At 51.6% G+C, this 13,646-nt stretch carries 11 protein-coding genes (1 of these 11 cut by a window edge); 6 read left to right on the top strand and 5 right to left on the bottom strand.

From position 1 onward, the window contains the following. Positions 1 to 684 carry the 5' portion of an iron ABC transporter substrate-binding protein gene (locus tag L3556_RS05165; RefSeq protein WP_277866242.1) on the bottom strand. Its footprint begins 327 nt before the window's first position, so the window shows 684 of its 1,011 coding nt (coding positions 1–684); the start codon lies at positions 682 to 684; its stop codon lies off the left edge, out of view. Between the two features lie 408 nt (positions 685 to 1,092). Between L3556_RS05165 and L3556_RS05160 the strand changes: the two genes are divergently transcribed. Beyond that, positions 1,093 to 2,112 (top strand): hypothetical protein, encoded by a 1,020-nt coding sequence (locus tag L3556_RS05160; RefSeq protein ID WP_277866241.1) that lies wholly within the window; start codon positions 1,093 to 1,095, stop codon positions 2,110 to 2,112. Between the two features lie 17 nt (positions 2,113 to 2,129). On the opposite strand, the gene L3556_RS05155 is transcribed toward L3556_RS05160, so the two are convergent. Continuing rightward, positions 2,130 to 2,558, bottom strand: a complete 429-nt coding sequence (locus L3556_RS05155; protein WP_277866240.1) for a hypothetical protein — start codon at positions 2,556 to 2,558, stop codon at positions 2,130 to 2,132. A 101-nt stretch (positions 2,559 to 2,659) separates the two neighbouring features. Between L3556_RS05155 and metG the strand changes: the two genes are divergently transcribed. From metG to lptC, 3 genes are all read left to right on the top strand, one after another. Continuing rightward, positions 2,660 to 4,258 carry a methionine--tRNA ligase gene (gene metG / locus L3556_RS05150; protein ID WP_277866239.1) on the top strand — a complete coding sequence of 533 codons (1,599 nt, stop codon included), beginning with the start codon at positions 2,660 to 2,662 and terminating at the stop codon, positions 4,256 to 4,258. Between the two features lie 76 nt (positions 4,259 to 4,334). After that, the gene (locus tag L3556_RS05145) at positions 4,335 to 4,985 is read left to right on the top strand and encodes a LabA-like NYN domain-containing protein (RefSeq protein WP_277866238.1); all 651 of its coding nucleotides are present in this window, start codon (positions 4,335 to 4,337) and stop codon (positions 4,983 to 4,985) included. A 4-nt stretch (positions 4,986 to 4,989) separates the two neighbouring features. Further along, positions 4,990 to 6,204, top strand: coding sequence for an LPS export ABC transporter periplasmic protein LptC (gene lptC / locus L3556_RS05140; RefSeq protein WP_277866237.1), 1,215 nt, complete (start codon positions 4,990 to 4,992; stop codon positions 6,202 to 6,204). Here lptC and L3556_RS05135 read toward each other — a convergent pair. After that, entirely contained in the window at positions 6,184 to 7,851 is a 1,668-nt protein-coding gene (locus tag L3556_RS05135) for an ABC1 kinase family protein (protein WP_277866236.1), read from the bottom strand. The genes lptC and L3556_RS05135 overlap by 21 nt on opposite strands. 15 nt (positions 7,852 to 7,866) lie before the next feature. Between L3556_RS05135 and L3556_RS05130 the strand changes: the two genes are divergently transcribed. After that, positions 7,867 to 8,535 carry a potassium channel family protein gene (locus L3556_RS05130; RefSeq protein ID WP_277866235.1) on the top strand — a complete coding sequence of 223 codons (669 nt, stop codon included), beginning with the start codon at positions 7,867 to 7,869 and terminating at the stop codon, positions 8,533 to 8,535. Positions 8,536 to 8,549: 14 nt separating this feature from the next. Beyond that, entirely contained in the window at positions 8,550 to 10,073 is a 1,524-nt protein-coding gene (gene cysS, locus L3556_RS05125) for a cysteine--tRNA ligase (protein WP_277866234.1), read from the top strand. A 38-nt stretch (positions 10,074 to 10,111) separates the two neighbouring features. Here the strand turns inward: cysS and L3556_RS05120 are convergent, their stop codons facing one another. Both L3556_RS05120 and L3556_RS05115 read right to left on the bottom strand, forming a co-directional pair. Further along, the gene (locus L3556_RS05120) at positions 10,112 to 11,824 is read right to left on the bottom strand and encodes a CapA family protein (RefSeq protein ID WP_277866233.1); all 1,713 of its coding nucleotides are present in this window, start codon (positions 11,822 to 11,824) and stop codon (positions 10,112 to 10,114) included. Between the two features lie 128 nt (positions 11,825 to 11,952). Next, a complete protein-coding gene (locus L3556_RS05115) occupies positions 11,953 to 13,599 on the bottom strand; it encodes a 2-isopropylmalate synthase (protein WP_277866232.1) in 1,647 nt (548 codons plus the stop codon). Positions 13,600 to 13,646 lie beyond the last annotated feature (47 nt).

Below are 13,646 nucleotides of genomic sequence, written 5' to 3'. Positions count from 1 at the left end.
ATGGAGGTAGTAGTTATTGACTAAGCCAAGCTCAATTTCACCACGACCTACGGCTTCTACAATGGTCGTATTGTTGCGGTAGACTACAGCACCATTGTTCTTCATGGCCTGAAGCCATTCTAGGGTACGGGCATCTCCTTCAGTGAGGCGGAGGGCAGTGACAAAAGCTTGGAAGGATCCGTTGGTGGGGGCCCAAGCCACTTTACCGCGCCACTTGGGCTGGGTGAGTTCCCAAATAGACTTGGGCAGGTCACGGGCACTCACCATATTGGTGTTGTAGTTAATCACTCGAGATCGCCCTGAGATTCCTACCCATTGACCTTTGGGAGAACGGAATCGCTCATCTACTTTATTTAAAATACGACTGGGAATAGTTACGGTGCGGCCTTCACGGGCGAGGGCACCTAGGGCACCGGCATCCTGACCAAAGAATAGATCGGCGGGGCTATTACGACCTTCTTCGAGAATTGAGATGGCAAGTTCTGAGGTATCGCCGTAGCGAACCTCAATATCAAAGCCCAAGTCCTTTTCTGCTTGTTCGATCAATGGCCCAATGAGACTTTCACCACGACCGGAGTAAATCGTCAAGGTTTGGGCAAGGACACTGCTGGCTAGTCCAAGACCCCAAATCGTCAGGGTCGCCAAGAGACTGGTGGCAATTGAAACGGGTTTAAGGGCAACCAAGGTCAAAATCCTCCAAAAAGGTGATGGTTGAATAACTAGGAATATTTCTCAATATTGTAGGGATAAGTTTAGCATTTGCGTTATAAATTAGACAAGTCCTATTTGCAAATGGTCTAACTTGCGCTCTAACGGGCGATCGCCCCCAGGGTGGATCATCTAGTAGATGGTAAAAAAACGAGTTTATATCCCTTGAGTCAAGACTTTAGAGGAAGTTAATATTGTGTTAATGATTGGCAGAACAACTGTTATCTCCTTGGTTGATCCTGTCTAATATCTGGCAATTAAGGTAGATTATTATCAATAAATAATTCAGGAGTTTTGATATAAAAAGAATCTTTATAGAATTTTATTGAAAAAGTATTGTGTTAGTAGGGTAATAATAGGATAGGGCAACGCTGGAATCTCCAGGTGTTCGGGATTGAACCGCCTGATTGGGCGATCGCAGTGGGTGTCGTTCTAAGGAATGGAATGGATATTGAGTCTCAGAAGGATTTAGAGTCGAAGAGTTTAGAGTCTTTGTCCGATGATTTGAAGTCCCTATCTAGGGAAGAATTGGTCGAGCTAGTTTTAAGCCAACACGTTTCAAGTCAACAACAGACGCGGAACCCTAGGCTAGGGTATTTCCATCTAACTCCGATGGTGTTCCATGCGCCCTCTGAAGCGGAATTTAGCTGGCCGAAACCGAGTCCTCCCCAGGCGGTCGGGCTATTTCTCCTCCTGTCCCTAGGGATCCATGGTCTTCTGTTTTTTATGGCCATCACCACACCCACCGCGCAACAGGATCCCGATCTCCATACCCTCATCCCGCCTACGGAATTGATCCCTAGTCCCACTGATGTTCCAGAACTAGAGCCAAAGCCGTCCGCGTTAGAACAGGCTATCCCGGCAGCATCACCCCCACAAACTGACACCGGGCCCATTCCTGGGGATTCCATTCCCCCTCTCTTTTCTCCCCCAGCTCCCCTTGCACCAGAATCAAGCACGCCGGAAACTGCTGAGGTGGAGGATACTGCCGAGGAATGGTCATTTGATCTGAAAAAACCGGAGGATGAGACCCCTAAAGGGCCGACGGAGATTTCCGGGGTACCCGTATCCCCGGACTGGTTTCTCCTTAAGCAGTTTCAGGATTTGAGGGCAGGGAGTCGAGTTGCAGAGGCGGATTGGTACGGGACGACGGAGGGACAGTTCCGGGATGAAATTTTAGGAATTCTGCGAATTTCCGATCAGGACTTTGAGGCATTTTGGCCGGCCTATCAGCAGCAACTCAAGGATCAGGGGTTTAGGATTATTTCCGAAGGACGGGTGGGTGGTGCCCTACTCTATCAACTAACCCCAAGGGATCAATCACGGCGACTGTATCTGAGTATTGAACCCCTAGAGGGAGAATCGGAGATTGTGTTGGCGATCTGGAGTCAATATCCTTGGTAGGGTAGAAAAGGGTCTTGTTAAGGGTCGATCGCTGGGTTCAGTAATGCCAGAATTTGCCCACTGGTGTCGCGTAGTTGCTGACGAATTTCCTCAATGGGACAATTTTGCCCCGTAAATACACCTCCTGCCACCGTGGAAAACCGCCATTGTTCGCCAAAGTAACTAAAACCAACGATTTCAATGCCAATGGCCCGGCGATCGCCCCCCTCTTCGCCATGGAGCCGTACCTGGACTAATAAGCTACGGGCTTGCCAACGCCGACTCCAACCGGGCAAATGAAAACCCAGATCAATGGAGTCGGGGTCCACTAGGTTCTGGGTATGGGGGTCATCGGCCCAGGGGCGCAAATCTGCCCGCATATCTGGATAGTCCCGTTTGACCAAATTGACAATGGCAGCAATTTTACTGGTTAGCTCTAGCCCACAGGCAAGTTCTGCCGCATTCACCTGTTTCCTACTCCGCTTTCGTTTGCTTAGAAGCCTATCATAGAGATTTAGGTGAATATTGTTTATTTGTCTATTGTTTGTTTTGAGGCTCTCTTTCCTTTATGCCCACTGTGCCCAACCGATTTGCGTTAACCACCCCACTCTATTACGTCAATGCCTTACCCCACGTTGGTAGTGCCTACACCACAATTGCCGCCGATGTTGTGGCTCGTTTTTATCGTTTGCAGGGGGATGAGGTGCTGTTGATTACGGGCACCGATGAGCATGGCCAAAAAATTCAACGCACCGCTGAGGCATTGGGGCGCTCGCCCCAGGAACACTGCGATCGGGTGGCAGAGGGGTTTCAGGATCTGTGGCAGAAGTTGGGGATTAGCTACGATCGCTTTAGCCGAACCACCGATGAGCGGCATCGACCCATTGTTAACCAGTTTTTCCAGCGGGTTTGGGATAAAGGAGATATTTATTTAGGACAGCAACAGGGCTGGTATTGCGTTGACTGCGAAGAATTTAAGGAAGAGCGGGATTTAGTGGGCGATCGCCATTGCCCGATCCACACCAACCGCCCAGTGGAATGGCGCGATGAGCGGAATTACTTTTTTCGCCTATCCAAGTATCAGGATGCCCTGCTAGATTACTATGCTAAACACCCGGAGACCATTCAACCCAGCAGCCGCCGCAATGAGGTTTTAAGCTTCATTGAACGGGGGCTTGAGGATTTTTCCATTTCACGGGTGAATATGGATTGGGGCTTTCCCATACCAACGGATCCCAGTCATACCATTTATGTCTGGTTTGATGCCCTTTTAGGCTATGTCACTGCCCTATTAGAGCCGGATCAGGAGCCTACCCTAGAGAATGCTCTGGCCCACTGGTGGCCCATTAATTTACACATTATTGGTAAAGATATTCTTCGGTTCCATGCCATTTCCTGGCCAGCAATGCTGATGTCGGCGGGTCTACCCCTACCCGGCCAGGTCTTTGGCCATGGATTTTTAACCAAAGATGGCCTAAAAATGGGCAAAAGTCTGGGAAACACCCTAGATCCCTTTGCCTTAGTCGAGAGCTATGGTAGTGATGCGGTGCGCTACTACTTTATGAAAGAAGTGGAGTTTGGCCGGGACGGGGACTTTTCGGAAACCCGCTTTATCCATATTCTGAATGCAGATCTGGCTAATGATCTGGGGAATTTACTCAACCGCACCCTAAAAATGGCCTGGAAATACTGTGACGGGAAGGTACCCACGGTCAATCCCCAGGAGTTGGGGCCCGAGCATCCCTTACGGGAATTGGCAGAAACGATCTTGGGGGACTATGCCGCCACCTATAAAAACCTGGAGTTTCATCGCCTGTGTCAACGGGCCCTAAGCCTAGCGCGGGCGGGAAATAAATACATTGATGATCAAGCCCCTTGGAGCCTCTACAAGCAGGGTCAAACCGAAGCCGTCAGTCAAATTTTGTATGGGGTGCTAGAATCAGTGCGTTTAGTTGCCTACCTCTTGGCCCCCATTGTTCCCCAGCTCAGTAGCCAAATCTACCAACAGTTAGGCTATGATAGGGAATTCTTGACGACCCAAGACTTGGCCTATTGGTCAACCCAGACTCCTCAGGATCGTTGGGGACAACTGAAACCCAGTCAAGTTCTGGCCCAGCCTCAACCTGTGTTCCAGAAACTTCAGTCCCCTACCCTAGTGGCTGAATAACCATGGTCTAGGCTAGGCTGGAATGATATAAATCCCTTGATTTAATAAACCTTCGTTAAATGAGACTTCTTTTTGCATGATTACACCGACAAGTTCGACGATGTACACCCCGGAGCAAGTTCTCCAAAACCGGGGACGGATTGCCATTTTTATTGATGGTTCAAACCTCTTTTATGCCGCCCTACAGTTGGGCATTGAAATCGACTATTCCAAGCTCCTATGCTACTTAACCCAAAGTTCCCGCCTCTTTCGCTCCTTTTTCTACACGGGTGTGGATCCGACCAATGAAAAACAGCAGGGCTTTCTGCTCTGGATGCGACGCAATGGCTATCGAGTCGTGTCCAAGGAACTAGCCCAGTTGCCCGATGGGTCAAAAAAAGCCAATCTGGATGTGGAAATTGCCGTGGATATGATGGCCCTAGTGGGTTGTTATGATACGGCAGTACTGGTGAGCGGGGATGGGGATCTGGCCTACGCGGTGGATGCGGTCAGCTATCGGGGGGCGCGGGTTGAAGTGGTGAGTTTGCGCTCCATGACCAGTGATAGTTTAATTAATGTTGCCGATCGCTATATTGATTTAGACGGCATCCGTGAAGAAATCCAAAAAGCACCCCGCCCCAACTATACCTATCGCCCCTTGGCCGGTGGCATTACACCCCCTGATATGGCCACGGAACCTTGGCCACCCAAGTCCCTGGAATCAACCTCCCTCGACAACAAGGTCTAGGGGAATGCGCTGGGGGCTGTTGGTGCTGGCTACGCTGACCTTAGGGGGATGTGGCTGGTTTGATTTCAGCATTGCCCCGGAACCAGAACCGGAGCCAGAAATTGTCGGCGGCCTCTCCTTTAAGAATTTAACCCTGCGTCAAACCAATGATCAGGGGGAACTTCTCTGGCAATTAAAGGCGGCGGAGGCAGAGTATAAAGACGATCGCCGCATTGTTGAGGTCAAAAATCTGACTGGGGAACTCTTGGATCAGGGGGAACCGGTCTATAAGGTTGAGGCCAAGGATGTGCAAGTACAGCAGCAGGGAGATCGCCTTGTCCTGAAGGGCAAAACCACGGTGACGGATCTACGGGACAAGGGAACCCTGGTAGCGGATCAGTTTACCTGGGAAGGGGAGAAGGATCTACTGCGGGCCCAGGACAATCTGAATGTGGCCTATCCAGAAGCAGAGGTGACGGCCGAGGAACTCCAGGCCGATGGCCGCAAAGATGAACTGCGGGCGACGGGAAAGGTGCGGGTGATCTCTGAGGAGGAGGCGGTTGAGGATTTACGCCTAACCACGGAATCCCTTGTGTGGCAGCGATCCCAGGAGGTCTTAGTTGCCGGGGGCGAGGGCGGCGGTGTTTTAGTCGAACGACTGAACGGCGACCAAGTCGGGGATCGGGCATCGGGCGAGGAACTCCGCTGGAATTTAGAGACCAACCGATTGCTGTTTTTAGGGGATGTCCAGGTGCGTCTCCAGGAGCCAGACCTCATGGCCAATGCCGAGGAACTGGAATGGCGGATTGATGATCAGGAACTGGTGAGCGATCGCCCCGTCCGGCTCAACTACATTGCCCAGGGTATCCAGGCCCAGGGACAACGGGGAGTAATGCTCATTGGCGAAAACCGAGCTATTCTTGAAGGTCGGGTCCAAGTCAACAGTGAGGCCCATCAAGCCCAACTACAGGCCCAAAGCGTAACCTGGCGGATTCCCCAGGGGGAAGTGATTGGTCAAGGGTCGGTACAGATCAATCGTCTGGGAGCTATTTTGCGATCGCAGCAACTCACCTGGCGCATTGCTCAACAGGAAATTGTTGCCAGTGGGAATGTCTTCTATCGCCAAGGGAATCCCTTTGTGCAAATTCGCGGCAATCAGGCCACGGGATGGCTAGAGGAACAGCGGGTGGTGGTCACGGGTCGGGTGGAAACCCAAATCCTACCGCCACGGCCAAATTAAACGGAACCATTGGCGGATTAGGGCCACCGCCCCTAACCCAGAGATCATAAATAATAGAATCCCCCACCCCGGTAGTTGGGCCACAATTAATAGGGCCCCTGCCAAAAGGGTAAACCCACTAATACAGGCATAGAGGACGCAGATCAAGAGCCGCTCTAAACGGCGCAGTTGGCGATCGCTGGTGGGGTTACGAATTTGCACCGAAATCTCTCCCCGATCCAGGCGTTCCTCTAAACGCTGAAGCCGCAATTCTAGGCGACTGGGTTGATTGAGTCTTTGCTGAATGAGTTGCCGGGCTTGTCGGGCCAATTCCCCCATACCCTGCCCCGGTTTTGCATTCACCACCAGGGTTTTCACAAAGGGCTGGGCCGCCGCCGTGAGATTGTACTCTGGGTCTAAACTGCGGGCAATGCCATCCAATGTGGTTAGGGATTTGAGGATATAGGTCATTTTCGCCGGTAAACGAAAGGGTTGCTGCTCAAAGAGGGCGTACACTTCGTCCTGCATCTCCGTAAACACCTGCACATCCACGGGCCGCTCCGTAAACCGATCCAAAATCACCTGCATTACCCGCTGTACCGGCTCCATATCGGCAACGGGGGTAATCAATCCCAATTCCGTGAGGGTAATAATCACCTGGGGGGCATCTTTTTTCATCACCGCAAAAAATGTGCGTACCATCTGCTCCTGGTTCATGGCCGCCACGTCCGTCATCATGCCGTAGTCATAGAAAATTAAATGACCTTCCTTACTCACCGCCAGATTTCCCGGATGGGGATCCGCATGGAAAAAACCGTCCTGGAGGAGTTGTTTGAGGTAGCAGCAAATACCCTGTTGATTGATCTGTTGGGGACTTAAGCCAAAGGCCTCAAGGGCAGCACGATTATCAACGCGGATACCGGGCAAATACTCCATGGTGAGGACATGGCGGGCAGTGTATTCCCAGTACACCTTAGGAACCGTGATATAGCCCACCTGGGCGAAGTTCTCCCGGAAGCGATCGGCATTTTCCCCCTCCTGGATATAGTCAATTTCCCGAAATAAAATACTAAAAAATTCCTCGTAGATACTTTCGAGTTCATAGCGGCGACTGTGGGGAACATAGCGATCGCACCAGCGGACTAACTGCCCCACGGCCCGATAATCCAACTCCAAAATAGTCTCTAAATTGGGCCGCTGTACCTTGACCACCACCTCTTCCCCAGAATGGAGGCGGGCCCGATGCACCTGGCCTAAACTGGCCGCGGCGAGGGGCGTGGGTTCAAAATAAGCGTATAAATCATCAAGGGGATGGCCTAAACCCTCTTCAATGGTGGCGATCGCCCGTTCCGAGCTAAAGGGGGGAACCCGATCCTGGAGTTCACTGAGGGCTTGAATATATTCCAGGGGCAGTAGATCAATGCGAGTCGAGAGAAACTGACCAATTTTAATAAACGTGGGGCCCAAGTCTAACAATTTGTGCATCAGCCAGCGGGCCCGTTTTCGTCGGAGCTTAGGAGATTGCCGCCGCCACAGAGAATCCCACCCCAACTGCCAGGCAAAGGCGAGAAAGGCACTACAAATTTGCTGCTGTCGCCGGATCAAAGAGAGTTGAGGTTTGCGGTTTTGACGGCCTGGGCCATACTTGAAAGTAATCGATGCCAGCACCTAAGGAGCCTCTCAATGTACGTTCTGATTTGTGGAGCCGGAATGATGGGCCTGGAATTGGCTAAATCCCTCATCCATTCATCCCATACTCTGGCGATCGTGGATACGGATCCCCTCGCTTGCCAGTATGCCCGGGAAAAAATTGGCATCATGGCCTTTGAAGGCAGTGCGGTGAATACCACCACCCTCTTGGAAGCGGGAATTCGCAAGGCTGATGCCATTATCGCCGCGTTGCGGGAAGATGCCCTGAATCTCGCCATGGTGACCCTATCTAAGCATTACGGCGTACCCCAAATTTTAGTGCGGATGCGAAATCCTGATTTTGATGAACCCTATCGCCTCGCTGGGGCTACCCATATTATTAGCACGACGGAACTGGCGATCTCGCGGGTGGTGAGTGCCATTGAATACCCCCAGGTTGATGCTATGATGCACTTTGAACAGGGAAAAGTCGAAGTCTTAAAATTGCGAATCCCGGAAAAATGCTCCATTGTCGGTCGCTCCCTTGCGGAACTGGCCCAAGATCCCCAGTTCCCCCCCGGAACCCTAATTATTGGCTACCAGGCCCACACCCATGAAGATTTAATCATTCCCAATGGCAATACGGTTTTAGAAAATGGTTCAACGATTTTAGCGGTGACGAAACCCGATCTGCTACATCAATTTCTGGATTTTGTGAGTTAGTTTGACCTGCCGCCATGACTCTGCACCTATACAATACCCTGACGCGATCGCTACAAGTTTTTAGCCCCCTTCACAATCATCGCGTTACCATCTATGCCTGTGGAGTCACGGTTTACGATTATTGCCATTTGGGCCACGCCCGTTCCTATATTGGCTGGGATGTGCTGCGACGGTATCTCACCTTTTGTGGCTATCAGGTACAGTATGTCCAAAATTTTACGGATATTGATGATAAAATTCTGCGCCGGGCCGCCCAAGAAGGCGTAACCATGGCCGAGATCAGCGATCGCTACATTGCCGCATACCACCAGGATATGGCCCGGCTGAATATCCTACCCGCCGCTGCTTACCCCCGTGCCACAGAAGTCATTGAAGACATTATCCAACTGATTGCAGATTTAATCGATCAAGGGGTTGCTTATGCCGTTGAAGGGGACGTGTACTACGCGGTAGAAGCCTTTCCTGCCTATGGCAAGCTCTCGGGCCGGAGCCTGGATCAAATGACCGCTGGGGCCAGTGGCCGCACCCATGAGCAGGATACAAAGAAACGTCATCCCCTGGATTTTGCCCTCTGGAAAGCTCTGAAACCGGAGGAAAAACAAGTCTATACTCCCTGGCCGTCCCCCTGGGGCTTGGGCCGTCCCGGTTGGCACATTGAATGCTCGGCGATGGTGCGGCAGGCCTTTGGCGGAACCATTGATATTCATAGTGGCGGCATGGATTTAGTTTTTCCCCACCATGAAAATGAAATTGCCCAATCCGAGGCCGCAACGCGCAAAACCCTGGCCCATTTCTGGCTACACAATGGGTTTGTCACCGTCAGTGCCGAGAAAATGTCCAAGTCCCTGGGCAACTTCACCACGATTCGTCAACTGTTGGATTCGGGGGTGGATCCGATGGCCCTACGACTATTAGTGTTGCAGGCGCAGTATCGTAAGCCCCTAGATTTTACGCCAGCGGCCCTGGAGAGTGCCGAAAATGGCTGGAAAACCCTGCGCCAAGCCCTGCAATTTGCGGAGTATCACCCTGATCTATGCCCCCAGTCTCTTAAGAATAAGGATGGGGATAGGGTTGAACCCCAACCGGAGCGAGGTAGTCAACATCTACACAGGTTCCAAGGGGCCATGGATGAAGATATCAATACCGCCGAAGCCCTAGCGGTTGTCTTTGAGGTGGCCAAGGAGTTAAACCGTAGCCATAATCAACTCACCCATGGCGGTGAAGCTCCCCATAGCCCCCCGGAGTTAGCTCAACTTTGGCGGGATCTAGTGCAAATGACGACGATTCTTGGCCTAGAGATCACCGCCCCATCCTCTGGCTCCCACCCAGAAACATCTACCCAAGAAACGATGGAGCAAGACCCTGATTTAGGGTTATCCCCAGGGGAAATAGAAGACCTAATTCAGCAGCGGGCGCAGGCACGACAGGCAAAAAATTACAGCGAGGGCGATCGCCTACGGGATCTATTGGCTGATCATGGGATTAAACTCATTGATCAAAAGGATGGATCAACCCGTTGGATCAAAGTGAATTCGTGACGTACTCCTAGATTTCTAGTTTTTCAAACTTTCACAACTCACTGGGATTGCCTAACTTCTTCCTGCTGTTCTTCACTGGAAATAATTTGTCCGAGGCGATCTATTTCAAGGGGAGTTGCCGGAAAATCCGTGGCAGTTAACCGGCGGATGAGTTGTACGGAGGCAAAATCATTGTCTAAGCGGGGAATACCCTGATTATCTAGGCGCACAGGAATAATCTTGCCATCAATAAAGCGACCGGAACCATCCAACTCCACATCTAAAATGAGGGATTTACCTAATACCCCGGCGGTTCCCAGGGTTTTATAACCGATGAAATTGCCGAGGGAGTAGGCGATTAAGCGACCTTTATACAATTCCAAGGCGCGGGGAACGTGGGGGCCATGGCCAATCACTAGATCCGCCCCATGATCAATCATTACCCGGGAAAACTGAACAATATTACCGCGATTTTCACCATAAAAGTATTCCGTTTGGTTACGGGTATGAATGGCATCGGATCCTTCGGCCCCAGCATGAAACGTCACAACTACCACATCGGCGTTTTTCTTGGCTTGCTGAACCAGGGCCGCACCACCTTTGAGGTCTTGAACTTGATTTTGTCCTGGATAGGTGGCAAAGCCAATAAAGGCTGTTTTTACACCGTTGGCTTCCATATAAACAATCTGATTTTCATCCCCAACAACTTCCATGCCAGCCTCTCTGATATGGCGCATCGTATCCTGGAAGCCCTGCTCATTAAAGTCGTAGCTATGGTTATTGGCAATATTGAGGATGTTGAACCCCACCTCCCGAAATAACTTGGCATAGGACGGGGGCGATCGGAAGGCAAAGGTCATGCCTCGACTTGTATCCTTGAAGGGGTGGGGATGATCCGTCAGGGTACTTTCGTAGTTGCCTAAGAGAATATCTGCCCCCTGGAGATAGGGTTTAATGGCCTCAAATAAACGATGGGGATCCTCAGGCAGACGATTATTGGGGAAGTTAGTACCGGGAACCATGTCTCCGACAGATTTAATCCGAATTCGTCGCATGGCTGGGGCCTGATTCTGGTCAATTAAACCGGGTAGGGATTCTGGGACAGGACTCAGGGGATTGGCATCGGGGCTGCTCTGCTCTTGATTGGAGGGGAGGGCAGGGACTGGCTCGGTCAAGAGGTTTTGGGCATACCATTGCCAACCTAGTACCCCTGCACTGGCCACAGCAAATAATCCCAGGGCCACAGTGGATGACCGCTGGGGAGTGGTACGAGTGGCATTAGGGCTTGGGGAGGATAGGGCAGGATCCGCTGGGGTGGCTGGCCCACTGGTTATCTCTGGAGCGATCGCAGCCGGAGGGGAAAGCTGGGGAGTAACGGTTTCTGCTGCTAGAGTTTTAGCTGGGTTGAGGGCGGATTGGGGGGTGGCCAGGGCGGTGGAAATGGTGGTATCCACCATGGATTGGGGCAGTACGGATTTTAGGTCAAGGTTTTTAGTCCATTCCGGCCAGTCGTCCCCCTGAAGCCGTCCATGGACGCGAATACTGATAATGCCGTCGGGATCTAGCCGTTTCAGCCCCCGCAAAATGTACTGGAGGCAGGCATCGGGGGGGAGAGATCGGGCCGACTCCAACATGATTTGCAAGCAACTTCCCTGGCGACGGGCCTGGGCCCGAATCCCCTTAATCTGTAGATTACGATTCATTAAATGGGCGATCGCCCCAGGATGGCCCAACCGAGCCTGTAGCCAGAGGTCTTGAATCGTTGCCTGCATACTTGAACTCCCCTAGGAACCCAACTCAGAATCAAAAAACATCGTAACCCTGATTTTGCAGGTCTGGGGTCATCCAGAGGACAGTCTTTGAATCGGATTTTTAGCTGGATTGGCTAGGGGATAGGGGGCTAGACCAATTCAACCACATCTGTATCCGTGGCCTCAATGGTGCTCTCAACCTGGGGCGATCGCTGCTCAAGGACACGATAAAGACGATTTAGGGCATTCATGTAGGCTTGGGCAGAGGCAACAATCACATCCGTATTAGCGGCATGGCCCGAATGGATACGATCGCCCTCCTGGAGCCGAATGGTTACTTCACCAATGGCATCAATCCCTGCCGTCACCGACTGAACGGAATATTCAATCAGGCGATTGGGGAGTCCCACCACCCGATTAATGGCCCGATACACCGCATCCACCGGGCCGGTTCCGATGGCCGCATCCGTTAATTCTTCCCCTTGGGGTGTGCGAATGGTTACAGTGGCCGTTGGCTGGGCATGATCTCCGCAGGATACCTGGACAAATTCCAATTGATAGCCGTTTACATCCACCGCTTGGCTTTCATCCTTGGCGATCGCCTCCAGATCCCAGTCGGTAATTTCTTTTTTCTTATCGGCAAGATCCTTAAACCGCACAAAGGCTTTATTCAATTCCGTTTCTGTGAGTTCAAAACCCAATTCCTTCAGGCGGGTGGCAAAGGCATTTCGGCCGGAAAGTTTACCCAGAACAATCTGATTATCCGCCAGGCCAATCAACTGGGCATCCATAATTTCGTAGGTGCGCTTATTTTTCAGTACCCCATCCTGGTGAATACCGGATTCATGGGCAAAGGCATTGGCACCCACGATCGCCTTGTTGGGTTGAATCAACATGCCGGTCAAGTTAGACACTAGGCGAGAGGTTTTATAAATTTGGCGGGTATCGATATTTGTCAGGGGTTCCTCCAACTGCGGCGATCGCCCCAAAAAGGGATTGTAGTACTGTCGCCGCACGTAGAGTGCCATCACCAGTTCTTCTAGGGCCGCATTACCCGCCCGTTCGCCAATGCCATTAATCGTACATTCCAGTTGGCGGGCCCCATTTTTCACCGCGTCCAGGAAGTTGGCCACTGCCAATCCCAGATCATTATGGCCATGGACTGAGATGACTGCTTGATCAATATTGGGTACATTTTCCTTGATGCCACGGATTAAACCACCAAATTCATTGGGGGTTGTGTAGCCCACCGTATCTGGAATATTAATGGTTGTGGCTCCAGCAGCAATCACCTGCTCCAAGACCTGATACAAAAATTCTGGATCGGAACGCCCAGCGTCCTCTGGGGAAAATTCCACATCCTCGACAAAAGTCTTGGCATAGGCCACCATCTCCGGGGCGATCGCCAGCACATCTGCCCGACTTTTTTTGAGTTTGTATTCCAGGTGAATATCCGAGGTGGCAATAAAGGTGTGAATGCGGCGATAGAATGCGGGCTGGAGGGCCTTAGCCGCGGCCTCAATATCGGCGCGGGTGGTGCGGGCCAAGCCACAAATGACTGGCCCAGATTCCGTGCCAATTGTTTCAGCAATCCGTTGCACCGCTTCAAAATCCCCAGGACTGGCAAAGGGAAACCCAGCTTCAATAATATCAACCCCAAGACGAGCTAATTGACGGGCGATCGTTAGTTTCTCATCCACATTGAGGGATGCACCGGGGGACTGCTCTCCATCCCGAAGGGTGGTATCAAAAATCAAAACGCGATCGACAGACTGGGGTGGAAACTTGATGCTCATAAGGCCATCCAGGAGGTGAAAGAAGTCGGCAAAAACGTAAATGTAAA

Source organism: Candidatus Synechococcus calcipolaris G9, from assembly GCF_029582805.1.
GTDB classification, from domain to species: Bacteria; Cyanobacteriota; Cyanobacteriia; order Thermosynechococcales; family Thermosynechococcaceae; genus Synechococcus_F; species Synechococcus_F calcipolaris.
The sequence above is the reverse complement of the archived record's forward strand: the minus strand, read 5'-3'. Positions and strand labels throughout refer to the sequence as shown.

Excerpts from the sequence above, each read along its gene's own strand:
- L3556_RS05115 (WP_277866232.1), bottom strand. The coding sequence starts at position 13,599 with ATGAGCATCAAGTTTCCACCCCAGTCTGTCGATCGCGTTTTGATTTTT.
- cysS (WP_277866234.1), top strand. The coding sequence starts at position 8,550 with ATGACTCTGCACCTATACAATACCCTGACGCGATCGCTACAAGTTTTT.
- lptC (WP_277866237.1), top strand. The coding sequence starts at position 4,990 with ATGCGCTGGGGGCTGTTGGTGCTGGCTACGCTGACCTTAGGGGGATGT.
- metG (WP_277866239.1), top strand. The coding sequence starts at position 2,660 with ATGCCCACTGTGCCCAACCGATTTGCGTTAACCACCCCACTCTATTAC.
- L3556_RS05145 (WP_277866238.1), top strand. The coding sequence starts at position 4,335 with ATGATTACACCGACAAGTTCGACGATGTACACCCCGGAGCAAGTTCTC.
- L3556_RS05120 (WP_277866233.1), bottom strand. The coding sequence starts at position 11,824 with ATGCAGGCAACGATTCAAGACCTCTGGCTACAGGCTCGGTTGGGCCAT.
- L3556_RS05130 (WP_277866235.1), top strand. The coding sequence starts at position 7,867 with ATGTACGTTCTGATTTGTGGAGCCGGAATGATGGGCCTGGAATTGGCT.